We start from the raw sequence: 18,423 nt of genomic DNA, 5'->3' as shown, positions 1-18,423 counted from the left end.
TTCAGCAATCGAAAACAATCCGGCCAGAACACGGTCACGCCTCAGCCCGCTGCTGCCCGCGCGAATGCTTCGTCAACAGACGCGCCGCCTGTCAACGCAAGTTGAACCGCGGTATAGATGGTGGTGGCCGCTTTCGGCCACTCCGGGCCGAGCTTTCCCGTGCGTGCCCGGGCGTTCTCAACCTGCTCGGTGAACGACTTCATGGCCGGGACTTCCTGGATGTATTTCTCTTGCAGGCCGGCGCGGACGGGCACTGTGTTGCGTGCCTTACCCAACGACATCTGGCTGTCTTCGCTGCCCGTGCATGCCACGAACTCGGCTGCCTTTTTCTCCTTGGCTTCATCGCCTGTCCTGGGCACAGTCCACACCATGCCGCCCAAAGGGGCGGTCGGCGTCTGGCCCGGCTTGTTCACTGGAATCTGGACCGAGTCCCAGTGCACCTCGGGCGCTTTGGCAAGTGCCGGAATCTGCCACGGCCCATTGATCATCATGGCCGCCTTGCCTGCCACGAACTGGTCCTTTACGTCAGCCTGCGTCCAGTTGACGATGCCTTTTGACACAGAGCCACTGTTGACGAGATCGACGTAAAGCTGAAGGGCTTCCTTCACCTCAGGCGAGTCCAGCTTGGTTTCGTCTCCACCATTCGTCCACATGAAGGGCAGGAACTGCCACGACCCCTCGTAGGTGGCTGCTGCCGAAAGAGCCAATCCATACCTGTCGGCCGTGGTGAGCTTGGCAGCGGCAGCCTTCAGTTCGTCCCATGTTTTGGGTGGCTGGACGCCAGCCGCGGCGAGGACGTCTTTGTTGTAGAAAAGCCCCAACGTGTCGGCCGGCAGGGGTAGGCCGTAGACCTGTCCGTCCTGTGTGACAGCATCCAGGCTGTTGCCGGCGAAAGGTGAGGTGTCCACATTGAAGTCCCCCAGGGGTGCGAGGGCGCCTGTTGCTGCGACATCCTTTACTTCTGGATTGTCGAGCATTAGCACATCAGGCAGTGTCTTTGAGGAAGACCGCTGGAGCACCGTCTGCATTCTGTCCTTGCCGGGCACAGTGGTTCGCTCAATTGTCACCCCAACAGCGGCGGCGCATTTGTCGATCGAGTCCTGGAGGATGCCCTTGTCGGGTTCGTTGTTGTAGCTGTCCAGTACTGTGAGCGTTTTTACGTCCCCGCCTGCGTTGGACGTCCCGCCGGAACAGCCGGTGAACGCCAGAGGCAGGACTGCTGCCATCGCCAGTGTTGCCGTAATTCTCCCTTTGATTTTCATGTTCAAAAGCTCCTTTGCTTAGGTGTCGCCACTGAAACCAGCCCGGCTTTTCGCGCAGCGGGGTTGGGGAACGGGGTTTGCATGTGCGTGCCGGACAAGCGGGTCGGGGGTGGGGACCGGGCGCTGTCGGGGATGGCAGCCCTGCATTTAACCGCTTAACCATTGCTGCCGCGCTGAATCCCTCAAGGTGAAGGGGTTTGTTGGGAACAACTCTGCATGCCGAAAAGAAGGCTTGTCAAGGAAAAATTTAACCGGTTTACTGAAAGGACATCAGCAAGCCTGACAACCAGAGGAGGGGCATCTGTGCCAACGATGAGAGACGTTGCGAGGTTGGCTAACGTCTCTGTTGCAACGGTGTCTTTCGTGATCAACGGCAGCAAGCCGGTCACACCTGCCACTAAGGCCCGCGTCGAGGATGCCATGCGGCAACTCGACTACCGCCGCAATGCGCTGGGCCGCGCTCTGGCGAGTAAACGTACGCGAATTATCGCGTTGCTGTACCCGGCGCTGCAGCGGCGGCTCACTGAGACGGCGGTCAAGTTCTTTACCAGCGCGACGCAAAGGGCGCGCGAGCTTGGCTACAACCTGGTCCTGTGGCCGATCAGCAACGAGGCGGAACAGATAGAGGAACTCATATCGAGCGGGTTCATCGACGGTGTCCTGCTCATGGAGGTCCAGCTGGACGACCCCCGGGTGGAGTGCCTTCGAAGTTCCACCATGCCTTTTGCACTGATTGGACGGGTCCGGGAGCCGGAGAGCGTGCCATATGTGGACGTCGACTTCGAAAACGCCGTGGTTGAGGCAGTGTCCTATCTCGAAGGATTGGGCCACCGCTCGTTTTGCCTGGTGGACAGCGCCGACGTTGAGTATGCCCTCACAGGCTATGGTCCCTTGGTGCGTACCAGGGAAACCTTCGCTGCAGAAATGCAGCGGCGCGGATACAGTTCTGCCCAGCTCTCCTGCGAGAACTCGCCCATTTCAGGGCAGGCCGCCATTGAACATCTGCTCGCCGCCGCTCCGGATACCACTGCCATCATTTTGATGAACGACAACGCTTCCTTCGGCTTGATCAACGGGCTGTCGAAACACGGCCTTGAGGTTCCCACCGATGTATCTGTTCTGTTAATCGGCGCGTCGCCCGCCGTTGCTGAGACGACGGATCCGAGGCTCACCGTGATGAGCCTTCCCAGTACCGAACTTGGCCGGATGGGAGTTGAAACGCTCATTGACCAACTCGAGGAGCGGGGCGCGCCCATGCAGCACGCTTTGGTGAAGTGTTCGTTCGAGGAGGGACAGTCGACCGGCCCTGCCCGGAACTGGAACCCGGCAGGTCCCTGGTAAGGAGGCTGACGTGCAGGGGGACCGGGGCTAGGCGAAGCCCTCCCTAGAGCACCAGCCGCATCAGCACGCGCGGAAAACCGTTCAGGACCGACGTCGTGTCCGCCGCCTTGGTGAAGCCTGCGTCCTCGAACAGCTTGCGGGTTCCCACATATGCCATGGTGAGGTCCACTTTGCTGCCGCCGTTGTCCACCGGATAGCCCTCCACGACGGGCGCCCCATAGGACCGTGCCATCCCGACGGCGCCTGCCAGCAGGTGGTGCGAGATCCCCTTTCCGCGGTGGCCGGGGCGTACCCGGAGGCACCAGACCGACCAGGCGTCCCGGTTGTCAACGTGCGGGATCTTCCTGTTGCGGGCGAAGCTGGTGTCCGCGCGCGGGTGGACCGCTGCCCACCCAACGGGTTCGCCGCCGTCGTACGCTATGACTCCGGGTGGCGGATCCTGGGTGACCAGCTGCCTGACCAGTTCCCCCCGTTCCTCGCCCCGCAGCGAAACGTTTTGCTTGGAGGGGATCCGGTAGCTAAGGCACCAGCAGACCGTGGCGTCCGGCCGCTTGGGCCCTACCAGTGCTTTGACGTCCTCGAAGTTTGTTGCCGGACGCACCTCGATCACCATGCGATCATCCTAGTCACCGGGAATCCGCCCAATACTCCACGCCGCCACCCTGCGGACGTCAACCCGGGTTGCCTGCAGCGGCACCCTGACTCCTCCTGAGAGAAGGACAGGCCCCAGGAAGTGGATGTACTGCGGCTGGGCGCCGTTGCCGGTACCGGCTTCATCTGTCCCGGATTCCCAGGCGTCGAGGACCCCGGCGACGGCCCAGCTGCCAATCCGCACCTGGTCATTCTGCCGCTGCGTCCAGGCCTGCTCCGACACCACCGATCCGGACAGTACCGCACCATCGACCACTACGGTTAGTTCCATGGTGGCGTCCTGACTTAACCCGAAGACCGAGGCGAGCACGAGTGCCAGGCGCGGGTCCGTCCCGTTCGCCGGCGCTTCCTTATCCGTCCCGTTGTGCATGGCGTCCCCTTCCTGGGGTAGAGCTGAATCCGCTTCAGCCCAGTTTCCACCCTGTTGGCGGTCCTTGCGCGTCACTACACTGGGACGCATGACCCAGCAGGAACCGGGCAACGCCGCTGCGGATCCAGAAACAATCCACCGCTCCCTGCGTACCCCGTCCCAGCGCTCCCGAACCTTTGCCGGCATCCTGGTCAACACCGCCCTGGCGAATATCACCACCAGCTACCTGTGGTTCGCGCTGACTTTCTGGCTGTACCTGGAGACGCGCAACGTGATCGCCACCGGCGTGGTGGGCGGCGCCTACATGCTGCTGATCGCCCTGTCCAGCATCAGCTTTGGCACTTTCGTGGACCGTTACCGCAAGCTGGCCGTCATGCGCTTCGCAGCCGGCTTCAGCCTGGTCATGTTCGTGCTGTCGGGGGTGATGTTCCTGCTGACGCCCGCGGCATCGCTGCTGGACCTGGGGCAGCCGTGGTTCTGGATCTTCACTGTGATCATCCTGGTCGGCGCCGTGGTGGAGAACCTGCGGAACATCGCCCTGTCCACAACCGTCACCATCCTCATCGAGCCTGAACGCCGCGCCAATGCCAACGGGCTGGTGGGTATGGTGCAGGGGCTGATGTTCATCGTCACCTCCCTGCTGTCCGGACTCTCCGTCGGGTTGCTCGGCATGGGCTGGACCATTGCGGTCGCACTGGTGCTTACGGCGGTCGCCGCGGCGCACCTGCTGACCCTGCGGATGCCCGAGGAAATGCGCGCGGCGGCCACGGACGCCCATGGCAACTTTGATCTTCGGGGTTCTTTGGCCGCGGTGCTGGCCATCTCCGGGCTGTTTGCGCTGGTCCTGTTTTCCACGTTCAACAACTTCATCGGCGGCGTCTACATGGCGCTGATGGACCCCTACGGGCTGGAGATGTTCTCGGTGGAGATGTGGGGCGCCGTGTTCGCAGTTGGATCCACGGGGTTCATTATCGGCGGTGCCCTGATCGGCAAGTTCGGGCTCGGAGCCAACCCGTTGCGCACCCTGCTGATGGCAGTGGCAGTCATGGGGGTTCTCGGCGCGGTCTTCACCCTGCGGGAGTGGGCGTGGCTCTACATCCTGGGAATCTGGCTCTACCTGCTGCTGGTCCCGTTCGTGGAGGCGGCCGAACAAACCGTCATCCAGCGGGTGGTGCCGTTGGAGCGGCAAGGCCGCGTTTTCGGCTTCGCCATGGCGTTTGAGTCCGCCGCGGCCCCCGTCACCGCCTTCCTCATCGCCCCCATCGCCCAGTTCTGGATCATCCCCTATGCGCGGTCGGCGGACGGCGCCGCCGCCCTGGCGCCGCTGCTGGGTGAGGGCACGTCCCGCGGGATCGCCTTGGTGTTCCTGGTGGCGGGCATCATCATGATCGCGGCGGCGCTGCTGGCCTTCCTTACGCCGGTCTACCGCAGGGTTTCGGCGTCCTATGCGCAGGTTGCAGCAGAGGTGAAGGCAGAAGGTTAAACGCCGGACGCCCCAGCAGCATGTGCTGGGGCGTCCGGAGATGCAGAGAGAGCTTAGACTCCCAGGGCTTCCTTGAGGCGGGTGACGTGGCCGTCGGCCTGGACCTGGTACTGGGCCAGGGTGACGTTTCCTTGGGGATCCACTACAACCGTGGAGCGGACGATCCCTTCGTGGATTTCGCCGTTGACCAGCTTTTCGCCCCAGGCGCCGTAGGCCAGGGCAACCGCGTGGTCGGGGTCGGAGAGCAGCGGGAAGGTCAGGGAGAAGTCGCCGCTGAAACCGGCAAGCGCTTCCGGGGCGTCGGGGGAGACACCGACAACTTCATAGCCCTTGCCCTGCAGGGAGGCAAGGCTGTCGCGGAAGTCGCAGGCCTCGGTGGTGCAGCCGGGGGTGGCGGCCTTGGGGTAGAAGTACACGATGACGTTCTTGCCACGGTAATCGGCCAAGGAGGTTTCCCGGCCCTGGGCGTCCCGGAGGGTGAAATCAGGAGCCGGGGTGCCGGGCTGAAGCTTGGTGGTCAGGGTGGGGCTCATGGCGTTCCTTTGTAAGACTCGGTCAGTGATGGCCAAACATCCAGTGAAGCGGGTTGCCGCTTACTGATACAAACCCGCGCGTCATATGCAGTATTCCGCAGGACCCCGAACCGCGGCGTGCGGGCCGGGAACAAACTGGTAGCCGCCGCCGCGCACCGTGGCCACGGCGTGGCGGGCGTTGCCCAGTTTCTTGCGGATCCTGCCCACGTATACGTCGATGGAGCGGGCGGTGGCGCCGGGGAAATCCAGCGATTCCAGGAACTCCTGCAGCTCCTCGCGGCCCACTGTGCGGGACAGGTGGGTCACCAGATACCGGAGCACCTTGTACTCGACGCCGGTCAGCGCCACCGGACGGCCGTCCAGCAGGACGGTGTCGGCGGCAAGGTCCACGGCGACGCGGCTGACGGGGCCGGCCGACGGCGGCAGGCGGGTGCCGCCGTCGGCCCTTGAAAGTGCCGGGCTGGGTGCCTCCGCCGCGGAGGAAGCGCGGGAGGAGTCATCTTTTGCTTCCTCCGCGGCGGACGTGGGGGCTCCGGCGGCAGGCCAATGGACTTCCGCCTCCGGAGCAGTTTCGAGGGCCCTCGCGAGGACCATTTGGGCGGCGTGGCGCAGGAGTTCCGGGCTGGTTCCTTCAGCGGGGACAACCCACACGGCCAGTCCGTGGGCCGTGGCCCGCCGGGCTGGAACCGGATACGGCACCTGTCGCGGGGCCGCCGTCCGTGGATGATGGGCTTCCACTGCCATGGCGCGCCCCTATACGCCGCCGCGGCGGATCAGCTTGCCCGTAGGGGTCTGGCCGTCCACTACGGCGCCGCGGAGGTAGGTTTTGCGTACGACGCCGGACAGGGCTTTGCCGTCGTACGGGGTGATGGGGTTCTTGTGCTTGAGCTTGGAGACGTCCACAACGAAGGCTTCGTCCGGGGCGAAGACGGAGAAGTCGGCGTCGTAGCCCAGGGCCAGCTGTCCCTTGTTGGTCAGCCGGGCCAGGTTGGCGGGCTTCTCTGCCATCCAGGACACCACCTGCTCCAGCGGGATGCCGCGGTGCCGCGCTTCGGTCCAGATCAGGGACAGGCCCAGCTGCAGCGACGAGACGCCGCCCCAGGCCACGGCGAAGTCGCCATTTTCCAGGTCCTTGAGGTCCAGGGTGGAAGGGGAGTGGTCCGAGACGATGCAGTCGATGGTGCCGTCCTGCAGGCCCTGCCACAGCAGCTCCCGGTTGGAGGCCTCGCGGATGGGCGGGCAGCACTTGTAGGCGGTGGCGCCGTCCGGGATTTCCTCCGCCATCAGCGTGAGGTAGTGCGGGCAGGTCTCCACGGTGAGCCTGACGCCGTCGCGCTTGGCGCTGGCGATCATGGGCAGCGCGTCCGACGACGACAGGTGCAGGATGTGCGCACGCGCACCGGTCCAGCGGGCCCGTTCGATGACCTCGGCGATGGCCTTGTTCTCGGCGCCGCGGGGTCGGGAAGCCAGGAAGGTTTGGTAGTGGTCGCCGCCCGGGTGGGGTGCGCGGTCGATGGCGTGCGAGTCTTCGGCGTGGACGATCATGAGCGAGTCAAAGGACTTCAGCTCGGCCATGTCCTCTTCCATCTCGTCCGCGTCCAGGTGCGGGAACTCGTCCACACCGGAGTGCAGGAGGAAGCACTTGAAGCCGAAGACGCCCTCGTCGTGCAGGGGGCGCAGGTCCGCCTTGTTGCCGGGGATGGCCCCGCCCCAGAACCCGACGTCGATGAACGCCTGGTCCTCGGCCACCTCGCGCTTGAGCTTGAGGTTCTCCACCGTGGTGGTGGGCGGGACGGAGTTCAGCGGCATGTCGATAATGGTGGTGACGCCGCCCGCTGCCGCAGCGCGGGTGGCGGAGGCGAAGCCCTCCCACTCGGTGCGGCCAGGCTCGTTGACGTGGACGTGGGTGTCCACCAGGCCGGGGAGCAGGGTTTCGTCGTCGGCCAGTTCGATGACTTCGGCGCCCGCCAGGCCGTTGCCCAGCGGTTCGATGGCCACGATCTTGCCGTTGCGGACACCTACCTCGCGCGGCGCGATGCCGGCGGTGGTCAGGATGCGCTGGCCCCGGATGACGAGGTCAAAACGTTCTTCAGACACGGAGGTCCTCCTTGGTACTTGCGGCGGCGGGCCTGTTGGCCGCCAGCCCCGCACTGATTTGGGTGCCCAGCTGCTCCAGCAGCGGCCCAGCCTCTGCTATGCACCTGTTTACATCGGTTTCGAGCGCCGTCAAAGCGTAGACGTCCTCGAATCCGGCCGCTGCCGCCTGGCCCTGGTCCAGGGTGGTCCGGCCGCAGACGGCGATGACCGGAACGCCCTGGGCCGCGGCGGCCCGCGCAACGCCCATGGGGGTTTTGCCCAGCAGGCTTTGCTCGTCCAGGCTGCCTTCGCCGGTGATCACCAGGTCTGCACCCGCCAGGCGGTCCGCCAGCCCGGTGAATTCCAGGACGACGTCGATGCCCGGCCGCCGCGACGCGGCCAGGACGGCGATGGCGGCGTAGCCCACGCCGCCGGCTGCCCCGGCTCCGGGAGCCTCAGCAGCCTTGACGGCGCGGAATCCGATTTCCCTGGCCAGGACTTCGACAAACCTGGCCAGGGCGGCGTCGAGCATGCCGACGTCTTGGGGCGTGGCGCCCTTCTGCGGACCGAACACCGCTGCGGCGCCTTGGGCGCCCAGCAGCGGGTTGTCCACATCGGAGGCCAGCACAAACCGTGTGTCCACCAGTCGGGGCTCGAAATCGGTGAAGTCGATGCTGTGCAGGTTTGCCAGCGCAGCCCCGCCCGGTGGAAGTTCGTTGTTCCTGTTGTCCAGGAACCTGGCGCCGAGCCCCTGCAGGAGCCCCGCGCCGCCGTCGGTGTTGGCACTGCCGCCCACGCCGAGCACGATCCGCCGGCAGCCGGCGTCGAGCGCTGCCCGGATGAGCTGGCCGGTGCCCAGGCTGCTGGCCGTGGCGGCCTCAACCGGGGTGGGCCGTCCGCCCTTCTGGACGCTTGGCACCAGGGCGAGCCCCGAAGCCGCCGCCATCTCAATGACGGCCTCGTGCCCGCGGACCGCGTAGTCCGCCTCCACCGGCTGCCCCGTGGGACCGCTGACCGTGGCCGTGCGACGGGTGAAACCGGAGCCGACGGCGGCGTCGAGGGTGCCCTCGCCGCCGTCGGCTACCGGAATCCGGACCACGTCAAGGTTCCCGCCGGCACCGCGCTGCAGGCCCTTTTCCAGGTGGCTGCACACCTCCGGGGCGGACAGCGATCCCTTGAACTTGTCCGGGGCAATAACCACGCGCATGGTTATGCCTGCAGGGCCAGGATGGCGGTGGGGGCGTCGGCGGCGGTCTCGGCCAGTTCCTCGAACTCGTTCACGGCGTTGATTTCCACGCCCATGGAGATGTTGGTGACCTTTTCCAGGATTACTTCCACCACCACGGGTACCCGGAACTCGCCTATCAGGGCCTTGGCCTTGTCGAACGCGGCGGCGAGGTCGCTGGGGTCCTCTACGCGGACGGCCTTGCAGCCCAGGCCTTCGGCCACCTTCAGGTGGTCAACGCCGTAGCCGCGGGTGTCCTCGGACAGGTGGGAGCTGTTGATGTTCTCGAACGCCAGGGACACGTTCTGCTCCATGTTGAAGCCGCGCTGGGACTGGCGGATCAGGCCCAGGTAGGAGTTGTTCACCACCACGTGGATGTACGGCAGGTTGAACTGCGCACCCACTGCCAGTTCCTCGATCATGAACTGGAAGTCGTAGTCGCCGGAGAGGGCAACCACGGTCTGGTCCGGGTTGGAACGTGCGACGCCGAGCGCGGCCGGGGCGGTCCAGCCCAGCGGGCCTGCCTGGCCGGCGTTGATCCACTTGCGCGGGCCGAAGACGTGCAGCATCTGCGCGCCGGCGATCTGGGACAGGCCGATGGTGGACACGTAGGTGGTGTCGCGGCCGAAGGACTTGTTCATCTCCTCGTACACGCGCTGCGGCTTGATGGGGATGTTTTCGAAGTGCGTCTTGCGGTGCAGTGAGGCCTTGCGGTCCTGGCATTCGGCCACCCAAGCGCTGTAGTCCGGCAGGGACCCGGCAGCAGCCCGTTCCCTGGCGAGTTCAACCAGCCCTTCCAGCGCCGCTCCGGCGTCGGACGCGATGCCCAGGTCCGGGGAGAACACGCGGCCGATCTGCGTGGGCTCGATGTCGATGTGCACGAACTTGCGGCCGGCCGTGTAGGTCTCCAGGCCGCCGGTGTGGCGGTTGGCCCAGCGGTTGCCGATGCCGATGACGAAGTCGCTCTGCAGGTAGTTCTCGTTGCCGTAGCGGTGCGAGGTCTGCAGGCCCACCATGCCGGCCATCAGCTGGTGGTCGTCCGGGATGGTGCCCCAGCCCATGAGGGTGGGGATGACCGGAACGTTCAGGGTCTCTGCCAGTTCCACCAGCTGTGCGGAGGCGCCGGCGTTGATGATGCCGCCGCCGGCCACGATCAGCGGGTGCTTGGCCGCCAGGAGCATGTCCAGGGCCTTCTCCAGTTGCTTGCGGGAGGCCTTGGGCTTCTCGACGGGCAGGGGCTCATAGGTGTCGATGTCGAATTCGATCTCGGCCATCTGCACGTCGATCGGCAGGTCCAGCAGCACGGGGCCGGGGCGGCCGGAGCGCATCAGCTGGAAGGCCTTCTGGAAGGCGCCGGGAACCTGGCCCGGTTCCAGGATGGTCATGGCCATCTTGGTGACGGGCTTGGCGATGGACTCGATGTCCACGGCCTGGAAGTCTTCCTTGTGCAGCTTGGCCACGGGGGCCTGGCCGGTGATGCAGAGCATGGGGATGGAGTCTGCCCAGGCAGCGTAGAGGCCGGTGATCATGTCGGTGCCGGCGGGGCCGGAGGTGCCGATGCAGATGCCGATGTTGCCGTCCTTGGCGCGGCTGAAGCCGTCGGCCATGTGGCTGGCGCCTTCAACGTGGCGGGCCAGGGTGTGGCGGATGCGGCCGTGGGCGCGCATGGCGGAATAGAAGGGGTTGATGGCGGCGCCTGGCAGGCCGAACGCCTCGATGGCGCCTTCCTTTTCCAGGATGGCCACCGCTGCATCAACGGTACGCATCTTGCTCATGGGGTGCTCCTTGTTGTGCCCCTTTGGGGCGAAGTCTGGGTGTTTTTGGGTGTGGTGAGGGAACCGCCGTCGTTTTATGTCCGACGGCGGGTGCCCTGCTGGTGTTTCTTAGGCGCCTGTAGCGCTGGTGCTTATTTCCTGCCGCTGAGCTGGAGGACCTGCTTGAAGAGTCCGGAGTGGTCCAGTGCGCCGTCGCCCTGGTTGACGGTGGCGGCGACGAGCTGGGCGACGATAGCGCCGAGCGGGATGGTGACGTTGGCTTCGCGGGCGGCCGAGGTGACGATGCCCAAATCCTTGTGGTGGAGGGCCAGGCGGAAGCCGGGGTCGAAGTTGCGGTCCAGCATCTTCTGGCCCTTCTGGTCCAGGACCTTGGAGCCGGCCAAGCCGCCGCCGAGGACCTTGAGGGCGGCGTCCGTGTCCACGTTGTAGGCCTCAAGGAAAGCGATGGCCTCGCCGAGGACCTCGATGTTGACGGCGACGATCAGCTGGTTTGCAGCCTTGACGGTCTGGCCTGAGCCGGAGGGGCCCACATGGACGATGGTCTTGCCGACCGCGTTCAGGACATCCTGGGCGTCCTCGAAGTCGGCCTTCTCGCCGCCGACCATGATGGAGAGGACGGCGTCGATGGCGCCCTGTTCGCCGCCGGAGACCGGGGCGTCGAGGGGGCGGATGCCTGCTTCGCGGCCCTCGTCGGACAGGCGCTTGGCGACGTCGGGGCGGATGCTGGAGGCGTCGATCCACAGGGTGCCCTGCTTGGCGTTGGCGAAGACGCCATCCTTGCCGCTGACTACGCCCTCAACGTCGGGGGAGTCCGGCACCATGGTGATGACGACGTCGGCATCCTTGACGGCCTCAGCGATGCTCGAGGCACCCCTGCCGCCTTCGGAGACCAGCTTGTCGATCTTGTCCTGGCTGCGGTTGAAGCCGGTGACGGTGTGGCCGGCCTTGACCAGGTTGATTGCCATGGGCAGGCCCATGATTCCGAGTCCGATGACGGCAACGTTGCTCATGATGGTTCTCTTTCTGAAGTCTGTATGTGTTCCCAACTGACTCGCATTTGTTGTCGTTTTGAGGGCTCATAACGACAACTACTGCGAGTCAGTTGGGCGGGAGGGGTCAGTTGGATACGCGCTCGCGGATGGCCCAGCTGAAGGCCGTTTCCTGCGGTTCCTTGTACTCGAGGCCGATGTAGCCTTCGTAGCCGAGTTCGCGGCTGCGGGCGATCCACTCGCCGAGCGGGAGTGTTCCGCTACCGGGTGCGCCGCGTCCCGGGTTGTCGGCGATCTGGATGTGGCCGAAGTCCTTGGCGTGGTTTTCGATGACGGCCGGGACGTCATCGCCATTGACTGCCAGGTGGTAGAAGTCAGCGAGGAGCTTGATGTTGTCGACGCCGGCCTCCTCCTTCACGCGGGCGATGACCTTGAGTGCGTCGTCGGCGGTGAGGAGCGGGTACTTGGGTGCGCCGCTGACGGGTTCCAGGAGGACGGTGCCGCCGATGCGGGCCACGCCCTGGGCTGCTGCCGCCAGGTTCTTGACGGCGAGTTCGTCCTGCTCTTCGGCGGTGAATTCGTCCTGCCGGTTGCCGTAGAGGGCGTTGAAGGCCTTGCAGCCCAGGCGCTCACCGATGCCGGCCACCACGTCGATGTTGTCCTTGAACTCGGAGCAGCGTCCCTTCCAGGAGACCAGGCCGCGGTCGCCGCCGGGCATGTTGCCGGCGTTGAAGTTCAGGCCCGTGAGCTGGACGCCGGCGTCCGTGATGGCGTTCTCGAACTTGGTGACCTCGCTGTCCGCCGGGACGGAGGTTTCGAAGGGCCACCAGAATTCGACGGCGTCGAAGCCTGCTGCCTTGGCGGCGGCGGGGCGCTCGAGCAGGGGCAGCTCCGTGAGGAGGATGGAGCAGTTCACTGTGTACGTCATCGTAGGTCCTTCCAAGGAGGGCTTTGATCTATTTTCCCTTGCGTCCGGCTTCCTCACCGTTTCCGCTTTGTGGAATTTAGATTCTGCTTTATGAAAAGTGTAGGGAAGGTGGGGTGGGGTAGTCAAGACCGGCCCCGGGCAGCAGACTGGGATGACGTAAGTCCGTTCTGCGGAAACGAATTGGAGCGATCATGACCGGCGCCCGCCTCCGTCTTCTGGCCTGGCTCGTTGCCGTGGCCGGATTCCTTTCCGGCTGCACGACGGTGGCGGATCTCCGGGAGGCGTCGAGTGCTCCCGCCTCACCGGCTGCTGCATCTGCGGATGCTTCTACGGAGTCCTCTGCCGGTCCCGATGCATCCGCAGCCAGTACCGCCCTGGCACCTCCGCCGGCCCCCATCCCGGCAGCGCCTGCAGAACCGGCTCCGAGTCCGGCAGCCCCTCCAGCTCCAGCTCCAGCCCCGGCTCCAGCTCCAGCCGCGGCGCCGCAGCCGTTCGCCCTCAACCTGTACCGGGAGGGGGATTTCGTGCCGCAGTACACCTTCGACTGGTGTGTGGCCGCGAGCATTCAGATGGCGCACAACCTCATCGACGACACCGGCGGCGGAACCTGGGCTGACCGGGCACAGCAGAACGAGCTGTGGGAAATGGCGCGTGCCCGTTCGTCCGATTCGTTCAACGGTGCCAACCCGTTCGGCTGGGCGCAGGTCCTGACGTTGTCAGGAATGGGGCCGTACGGCGTCGTAAGCATTCCCGACTACCAGGAAGCACTGCGGACGGCGGCCCGTGCCATCACCGAAACGGGGCGGCCTGTTGGGCTGGTGATGTGGAGCGGCCGGCATGCCTGGGTGATGAGCGGTTTCGAGTCGGTGGGGGACCCCCGGCAGTTCGCGGACTTCTCGGTAACCGGTGTCCACGTCCTTGATCCGCTGTACCCCTACGGGAGCGGCCAGTGGGGACCGTCGCCCGCGCCCAATGCTCTGCTGAGCCCCGAACAACTTGCTACCCAGTTTGTGGTCCGTGAGCCCCGGCGGTGGAGCAGCGCCCTGCCCGCCGGCTACCTGCTGGTGCTGCCGCAGGCCTGACCTTTGTGCTTGCCTTCCCGGGCATCAGGGACGTCAGGGCCGATACCCTAGAGCCCAAAAGGTGGGTGGGACACAGGTGAGCAGCAGGACAATCGGCATCAGGGACGTGGCAGTGGCCGCAGGCGTGTCCGTCACCACGGTTTCCCATGTCCTGAACGACGTGCCGTACGCCAGGGTCAGTCCGGAAACCCGCAAGAAGGTGCGGTCCGCGGCGGAGCAGTTGGGGTATGGGCCAAACCGGCTGGCCCAGGCCCTGCGGACCCAGCGGACCGGCATGCTGGGTCTGGTCTGCGAGGACATGGCCAGCACGCCCCACACAGGCAGGATCATCGTGGGGGCGGAGGAGGCCGCCAAGGCCCGGGGGTACAACCTTCTGATCATCAACGCGTCAGGTGCGGCCAACCTTGAATCCCGACAGGCCGACGTCGGCGCGCTCCTGAACCGCCGCGTGGATGGCATCCTTTACGCCACCGCTGATTACCGAAAGGTGGAGTTCCCGGCGAACTTGGGCAGCGTGCCCGCCGTCCTGGTCGGCTGCGAGATGGGGGAACCAAAAGTCCCCGCGGTGGTGCCGGATGCGGAAGGTGGTGTACGCCGCGCCCTGCACGCTCTTGTTGGCGCGGGCCACACGCGCGTGGCCTTCATCCACAACGCCGGTGATGTTCCCTCAACCCGCCGACTGGTGCAGTCCTTCCGGGCCGCGCTTGACGAAGCAGGGCTCGACGGCGGCACGGCACCTGTGGAGTCAGGGGTCCCCAACGTGCAGGGCGGCTACTTCGCGGCCCGGCGCATCCTGTCAGGTGAAGACCGCGCCGATATGCCAACGGCACTGTTTTGCCACAACGACCTGATGGCGATGGGCGCCTACCGTGGGGCCGCCGAGTTGGGACTTTCCATTCCCGGTGACCTTTCCGTCATTGGCTTCGCTGACCAGGGGTTGGTCGCGGACAGCCTCTATCCGGCCCTGACCACTGTGGAAACGCCACATCACGGAATGGCTGCCTTGGCAGCCAGGCTCCTGATTGACGCCGTTGAGGCGAAGAGCGACCTTTCCTTGCTTGCAGCGCAACCGGCCATGGTGGACTGCACACTGATGGCCCGGGATTCCGTCGCAGCCCCTCCAAGTCAAACAACCTAGCTCCTCCCGTCCAGGACCGCGAAGGCGTCCCCGACTACTCCGGCACCGGTTCCCATGCCCTCACGGCGTTAGGTGCATGGTTCCTGGGTACTTTCCTTTCATGCTTATCCCCAACGTCGCAGACGGTGTCCACCTGATAACCCACGCCAACGTCAACTGCTATGTGATTGAGGACGACCACGGCGTGACCCTGGTGGATGCCGGGCTGCCCAGCATGTGGCCCATGCTCACGCAGCTCCTGGAGGAACGGAACCGGCGCCCGCAGGACGTCAAGGCGCTGGTCCTCACCCACGGGCACTTCGACCACGTTGGCTTTGCCCTGCGGGCACACAAGCAATGGGGGATCCCGGTCCTGGTCCACGCGGAGGACGCCCGCCTGGCGGCGCACCCCTACCGCTATAAGCCGCAGCGCAACCGCTTCCTCTACCCCTTCACCCATCCCAAGTCGCTGCCGGCACTTAGCCGGATGGCGGCAGCCGGAGCCCTGGCCGTCAAAGGCATCTCCGATACCAAGCCGCTGGGCACCGGGGTGGCTGACGCTGTCACCGGCCGTCCTGACGTCGTCCATACTCCCGGGCACACCGACGGACACTGCATCCTGCACCTGCCGGACCGGGGCGTCCTGCTGACCGGCGACGCCCTGGTGACGCTCGACCCCTACACCGGCCAGGCCGGCCCGCAGATTGTGGCATCGGCCGCCACCAAGGACACGGGGCAGGCGCTGGCATCGTTGGAGGCCATTGCGGCAACGGGAGCAACCACGCTGCTGCCCGGCCACGGTATGCCCTGGAAAGAGGGAGCGGAAGCGGCGGTCCGTGAGGCACGCCGGATCGGCGCGCACTGACCGGAGCCGGGTCCCAGGCGGGAACGAAAAGGTCCCCGGCGCAGCCACACGCGCCGGGGACCGTTCGACTACCAAACCTAGTGCGTCAGGTCCTTGCCCTTGGTCTCGGGGATGGTGAAGACGAACGCCGCGCTGACCACGAGCAGCAGCACTGCGTACACGTTGAACACCTGCGGCGCGCCCAGCGAGGAGCCGAGCCACTGCTGCAGGTACGGGGCCGTCCCGCCGAACAGCGCCACGCAGATGGAGTAGGGAACGCCCACACCCACGGTACGGATCGACGTCGGGAACAGCTCGGCGTAAACGGCCGGGACGATGGCTGCACACGCGGCGATGAACACCAGCATCACGGACATGCTCACGGCCAGCTGCCAGGCTGAGTCCTTCAGCAGCCAGGTCATGGGGAAGTGCAGTACCGCCGAGCCGATGGCGCCGGCCCAGAGGACTTTCTTGCGGCCGATCCGGTCAGACAGCTTGCCCCAGACGGGCAGGGCGGCGATGAACACGATGTTGGCCACGACGCCGGCCCACAATGCTTCGCCCCGGTCGATCTTCAGTGCGGTGGTGGCGTAGCTCGGTGCCACCACGCCCCAGATGTAGTAGATCACCGTGAGGCCCACCGTCAGCCCGATCACCTGCAGGGCCTGCTTGCGGTAGCGGACAACCTGCGGCCAGATCGCAGCGCGCTTCTCGGTGGCAGCCTCACCCTGGAAGGCCTCGGTTTCGTGCAGCCGGGACCGCATGATCAGCGCATACAAGCCCATCGCGGCGCCGATCAGGAACGGAATGCGCCAGCCCCAGGCGTTCATCGCCTCGGTGCTCAATGCCATGTTGAGCACGGCCCCCAGCAGCGTGCCGAACAGGATGCCCACCGTTCCGGAGGTGTAAATAAGGGTGGCCCAAAAGCCTCGGTGCTCCCTGGGTGCCATCTCGGACAGGTACGTCTGCGACGACGGCAGCTCACCACCGTGCGCCAGGCCCTGGACCAGCCGGGCCGCCAGCAGCATCAGGGAGGCGAACGCGCCGACGCTGGCGAAGGTGGGTGCGATGCCGATCATCAGGCTGCCCAGCGAGGCGAGGCCCACGGCGAGGGTCATTGAGGACTTGCGGCCGATCCGGTCGCCGATCCAGCCAAAGAGGAAGCCGCCAAACGGCCGGGCCACAAAGCCGACGGCGAAGATCGCCAAGGTGGACAGCACCGCCGACGCCGGGTCTTCCTTGCTGAAGAGTTGGCTGGCGATGAACGGGGTGAAGGTGGCGTAGATGGCCCAGTCGTACCACTCGACGGCGTTGCCGATGCCGGTGCCGACGACGGTCTTGGCGGTGGACATGCGGCCGGTCCTGGACTTGGTTGCTGCAACTGACATGGTGTTCTTCCTGGTCGGTTGGTCTGGAGGGGCAGCGGCGCTGCTGCCGATTTCTTGGGGTGCTGAGTTCTTTAGGGGGCTCTTTAGGAGGCGTTGGCGAGGGCGGCCAGGCGTGAGATGGCGAGTTCCGCATAGAGTGCGGCCCCGTCAGCCAGCACGCCGTCGTCGAACGTTGCGTACGGTGAGTGGTTGAACGGCGAGGCGTCGTGGTCGTCGCCGGGTGCGACGGCGCTGAGCCCCACGAAGGTGCCGGGCACCTCGGCCAGTACCCGGGAGAAGTCCTCCGAGCCGCTGAGCGGGGTGGCCCAGCGGGAGAGGCGGCGCTCGCCGAAGAGTTCGGTGATCACCTTCTCTGCGGTGTGGGTTTCGTCCTCGCTGGTGATGGTGAGGGGGTACTCCTGCAGGTAGTCGACGGCGACCTCCACCCCGTGCGCGGCGGCGATCCCCTTGAGCAGGCGCGGGACCGCGTCCATCATCTTCAGGCGCGAGGCCTCTGAGAACGTCCGGATAGTGGCCTCGATGCGGGCCGACTCCGGGATGACGTTCCGCTTGGTGCCGGCGTGCAGTACGCCCACGGACAGGACCACGGGATCGAACATGTTGAACTGCCGGGTGACCATCACCTGCAGGGCCGTCACCATCTCCGCGGCAACGGTGACCGGGTCCTTTGCGGAGTGCGGGGCGGAGCCGTGGCCGCCGGCGCCGAGCACCGTGACTTCCAGGCCGTCGGAGGCGCTGAGCATGACGCCGGGCTTTGTGCAGAACGTGCCGTGCGGCTCGAGTGAGGAGAACACGTGCATGCCGTAGGCCGCGCTGACCCGGGTGCCGGCGGCATCCAAAACGCCTTCGCGGAGCATGTAGCTGGCGCCGTCGAAGCCTTCCTCGCCGGGCTGGAACATCAGGACGACGTCGCCGTTGAGTTGGTGCCTCTTCTCGGCCAGGAGGGTGGCGGCCCCGGCGAGCATTGAGGTGTGCAGGTCGTGGCCGCAGGCATGCATGGCGCCGTCAGCCTGTGAAGTGAAGTCCACTCCGCTTTTCTCCTGGACGGGCAACCCGTCCATGTCGGCGCGGAGGAGGACGGCAGGGCGGGGCTTTGCGTCCTCGCCCGAAGTGGAACCGGCGCCTCCGCGCAGCACTGCCGTGACCGACGTCGTCTCCTTGCCCAGGGTGATCTCGAAGGGCAGGCCATCCAGGGCCTGCAGGACGCGTTCCTGCGTCCGGGGAAGGTGCAAGCCGATTTCCGGCTGCCGGTGGAGTTCATGGCGCAGGCGGACCAGGTCTTCCTGGAGGTCAAGGGCATCGGCGGTAATCGTCATGAAGCACTCCTGTGCGTCGGCGGTGGGCTTGTCCACTATTCTG

At 65.8% G+C, this 18,423-nt stretch carries 17 protein-coding genes; 5 read left to right on the top strand and 12 right to left on the bottom strand.

The window, feature by feature from the left end:
• Positions 1-41: 41 nt before the first annotated feature.
• The gene (locus LFT49_RS18580; RefSeq protein WP_237429038.1) at positions 42-1,262 is read right to left on the bottom strand and encodes a sugar ABC transporter substrate-binding protein; all 1,221 of its coding nucleotides are present in this window, start codon (positions 1,260-1,262) and stop codon (positions 42-44) included.
• Between the two features lie 363 nt (positions 1,263-1,625).
• On the opposite strand from LFT49_RS18580, the gene LFT49_RS18575 reads away from it, so the two are divergent.
• Positions 1,626-2,603, top strand: coding sequence for a LacI family DNA-binding transcriptional regulator (locus LFT49_RS18575; RefSeq protein WP_237429037.1), 978 nt, complete (start codon positions 1,626-1,628; stop codon positions 2,601-2,603).
• A gap of 43 nt (positions 2,604-2,646) precedes the next feature.
• Here the strand turns inward: LFT49_RS18575 and LFT49_RS18570 are convergent, their stop codons facing one another.
• On the bottom strand, positions 2,647-3,216 hold the full coding sequence (locus tag LFT49_RS18570; RefSeq protein WP_237429036.1) for a GNAT family N-acetyltransferase: 570 nt from the start codon (positions 3,214-3,216) through the stop codon (positions 2,647-2,649).
• Positions 3,217-3,225: 9 nt separating this feature from the next.
• Positions 3,226-3,624, bottom strand: coding sequence for a hypothetical protein (locus LFT49_RS18565; RefSeq protein ID WP_237429035.1), 399 nt, complete (start codon positions 3,622-3,624; stop codon positions 3,226-3,228).
• Positions 3,625-3,712: 88 nt separating this feature from the next.
• Between LFT49_RS18565 and LFT49_RS18560 the strand changes: the two genes are divergently transcribed.
• Positions 3,713-5,107, top strand: a complete 1,395-nt coding sequence (locus LFT49_RS18560; protein WP_237429034.1) for an MFS transporter — start codon at positions 3,713-3,715, stop codon at positions 5,105-5,107.
• 53 nt (positions 5,108-5,160) lie between these two features.
• Here the strand turns inward: LFT49_RS18560 and bcp are convergent, their stop codons facing one another.
• The 7 genes from bcp to LFT49_RS18525 all read right to left on the bottom strand — a co-directional run bounded on the left by bcp (position 5,161) and on the right by LFT49_RS18525 (position 12,633).
• The gene (gene bcp / locus LFT49_RS18555) at positions 5,161-5,640 is read right to left on the bottom strand and encodes a thioredoxin-dependent thiol peroxidase (protein ID WP_237429033.1); all 480 of its coding nucleotides are present in this window, start codon (positions 5,638-5,640) and stop codon (positions 5,161-5,163) included.
• Between the two features lie 81 nt (positions 5,641-5,721).
• Positions 5,722-6,384: a winged helix-turn-helix domain-containing protein gene (locus LFT49_RS18550; RefSeq protein WP_237429032.1), complete on the bottom strand. Its 663-nt coding sequence runs from the start codon at positions 6,382-6,384 to the stop codon at positions 5,722-5,724.
• Positions 6,385-6,393: 9 nt separating this feature from the next.
• Entirely contained in the window at positions 6,394-7,737 is a 1,344-nt protein-coding gene (gene allB, locus LFT49_RS18545; RefSeq protein WP_237429031.1) for an allantoinase AllB, read from the bottom strand.
• Positions 7,730-8,923 carry a glycerate kinase gene (locus LFT49_RS18540; protein ID WP_237429030.1) on the bottom strand — a complete coding sequence of 398 codons (1,194 nt, stop codon included), beginning with the start codon at positions 8,921-8,923 and terminating at the stop codon, positions 7,730-7,732. The genes allB and LFT49_RS18540 overlap by 8 nt, the downstream gene beginning before the upstream one ends.
• Before the next feature lie 2 nt (positions 8,924-8,925).
• The gene (gcl, locus tag LFT49_RS18535; protein ID WP_237429029.1) at positions 8,926-10,716 is read right to left on the bottom strand and encodes a glyoxylate carboligase; all 1,791 of its coding nucleotides are present in this window, start codon (positions 10,714-10,716) and stop codon (positions 8,926-8,928) included.
• Positions 10,717-10,847: 131 nt separating this feature from the next.
• Positions 10,848-11,726, bottom strand: a complete 879-nt coding sequence (locus tag LFT49_RS18530; protein ID WP_236799785.1) for a 2-hydroxy-3-oxopropionate reductase — start codon at positions 11,724-11,726, stop codon at positions 10,848-10,850.
• 106 nt (positions 11,727-11,832) lie between these two features.
• Positions 11,833-12,633: a hydroxypyruvate isomerase family protein gene (locus tag LFT49_RS18525; RefSeq protein WP_236820567.1), complete on the bottom strand. Its 801-nt coding sequence runs from the start codon at positions 12,631-12,633 to the stop codon at positions 11,833-11,835.
• Between the two features lie 191 nt (positions 12,634-12,824).
• Here LFT49_RS18525 and LFT49_RS18520 point away from each other — a divergent pair, with 191 nt between their 5' ends.
• The 3 genes from LFT49_RS18520 (at position 12,825) to LFT49_RS18510 (ending at position 15,697) form a co-directional block, all read left to right on the top strand.
• The gene (locus LFT49_RS18520) at positions 12,825-13,715 is read left to right on the top strand and encodes a hypothetical protein (RefSeq protein WP_236820566.1); all 891 of its coding nucleotides are present in this window, start codon (positions 12,825-12,827) and stop codon (positions 13,713-13,715) included.
• Between the two features lie 76 nt (positions 13,716-13,791).
• On the top strand, positions 13,792-14,853 hold the full coding sequence (locus LFT49_RS18515; RefSeq protein ID WP_236820565.1) for a LacI family DNA-binding transcriptional regulator: 1,062 nt from the start codon (positions 13,792-13,794) through the stop codon (positions 14,851-14,853).
• Between the two features lie 100 nt (positions 14,854-14,953).
• Complete coding sequence (locus LFT49_RS18510; protein WP_236820564.1) at positions 14,954-15,697, top strand: MBL fold metallo-hydrolase; 744 nt, start codon at positions 14,954-14,956, stop codon at positions 15,695-15,697.
• 77 nt (positions 15,698-15,774) lie between these two features.
• On the opposite strand, the gene LFT49_RS18505 is transcribed toward LFT49_RS18510, so the two are convergent.
• Positions 15,775-17,064, bottom strand: coding sequence for an MFS transporter (locus tag LFT49_RS18505; protein ID WP_237429028.1), 1,290 nt, complete (start codon positions 17,062-17,064; stop codon positions 15,775-15,777).
• Positions 17,065-17,147: 83 nt separating this feature from the next.
• Positions 17,148-18,380: a M20 metallopeptidase family protein gene (locus LFT49_RS18500; protein ID WP_237429027.1), complete on the bottom strand. Its 1,233-nt coding sequence runs from the start codon at positions 18,378-18,380 to the stop codon at positions 17,148-17,150.
• Between the last annotated feature and the right edge of the window lie 43 nt (positions 18,381-18,423).

This window comes from Arthrobacter sp. FW306-06-A, from assembly GCF_021870055.1.
GTDB lineage: Bacteria > Actinomycetota > Actinomycetes > Actinomycetales > Micrococcaceae > Arthrobacter.
Note: the sequence above shows the minus strand (reverse complement) of the source record. Positions and strands in the feature narration are given on the sequence as shown.

Excerpts from the sequence above, each read along its gene's own strand:
- LFT49_RS18580 (WP_237429038.1), bottom strand. The coding sequence starts at position 1,262 with ATGAAAATCAAAGGGAGAATTACGGCAACACTGGCGATGGCAGCAGTC.
- LFT49_RS18570 (WP_237429036.1), bottom strand. The coding sequence starts at position 3,216 with ATGGTGATCGAGGTGCGTCCGGCAACAAACTTCGAGGACGTCAAAGCA.
- LFT49_RS18565 (WP_237429035.1), bottom strand. The coding sequence starts at position 3,624 with ATGCACAACGGGACGGATAAGGAAGCGCCGGCGAACGGGACGGACCCG.
- LFT49_RS18560 (WP_237429034.1), top strand. The coding sequence starts at position 3,713 with ATGACCCAGCAGGAACCGGGCAACGCCGCTGCGGATCCAGAAACAATC.
- bcp (WP_237429033.1), bottom strand. The coding sequence starts at position 5,640 with ATGAGCCCCACCCTGACCACCAAGCTTCAGCCCGGCACCCCGGCTCCT.
- LFT49_RS18550 (WP_237429032.1), bottom strand. The coding sequence starts at position 6,384 with ATGGCAGTGGAAGCCCATCATCCACGGACGGCGGCCCCGCGACAGGTG.
- LFT49_RS18540 (WP_237429030.1), bottom strand. The coding sequence starts at position 8,923 with ATGCGCGTGGTTATTGCCCCGGACAAGTTCAAGGGATCGCTGTCCGCC.
- gcl (WP_237429029.1), bottom strand. The coding sequence starts at position 10,716 with ATGAGCAAGATGCGTACCGTTGATGCAGCGGTGGCCATCCTGGAAAAG.
- LFT49_RS18530 (WP_236799785.1), bottom strand. The coding sequence starts at position 11,726 with ATGAGCAACGTTGCCGTCATCGGACTCGGAATCATGGGCCTGCCCATG.
- LFT49_RS18525 (WP_236820567.1), bottom strand. The coding sequence starts at position 12,633 with ATGACGTACACAGTGAACTGCTCCATCCTCCTCACGGAGCTGCCCCTG.
- LFT49_RS18520 (WP_236820566.1), top strand. The coding sequence starts at position 12,825 with ATGACCGGCGCCCGCCTCCGTCTTCTGGCCTGGCTCGTTGCCGTGGCC.
- LFT49_RS18510 (WP_236820564.1), top strand. The coding sequence starts at position 14,954 with ATGCTTATCCCCAACGTCGCAGACGGTGTCCACCTGATAACCCACGCC.
- LFT49_RS18505 (WP_237429028.1), bottom strand. The coding sequence starts at position 17,064 with ATGTCAGTTGCAGCAACCAAGTCCAGGACCGGCCGCATGTCCACCGCC.
- LFT49_RS18500 (WP_237429027.1), bottom strand. The coding sequence starts at position 18,380 with ATGACGATTACCGCCGATGCCCTTGACCTCCAGGAAGACCTGGTCCGC.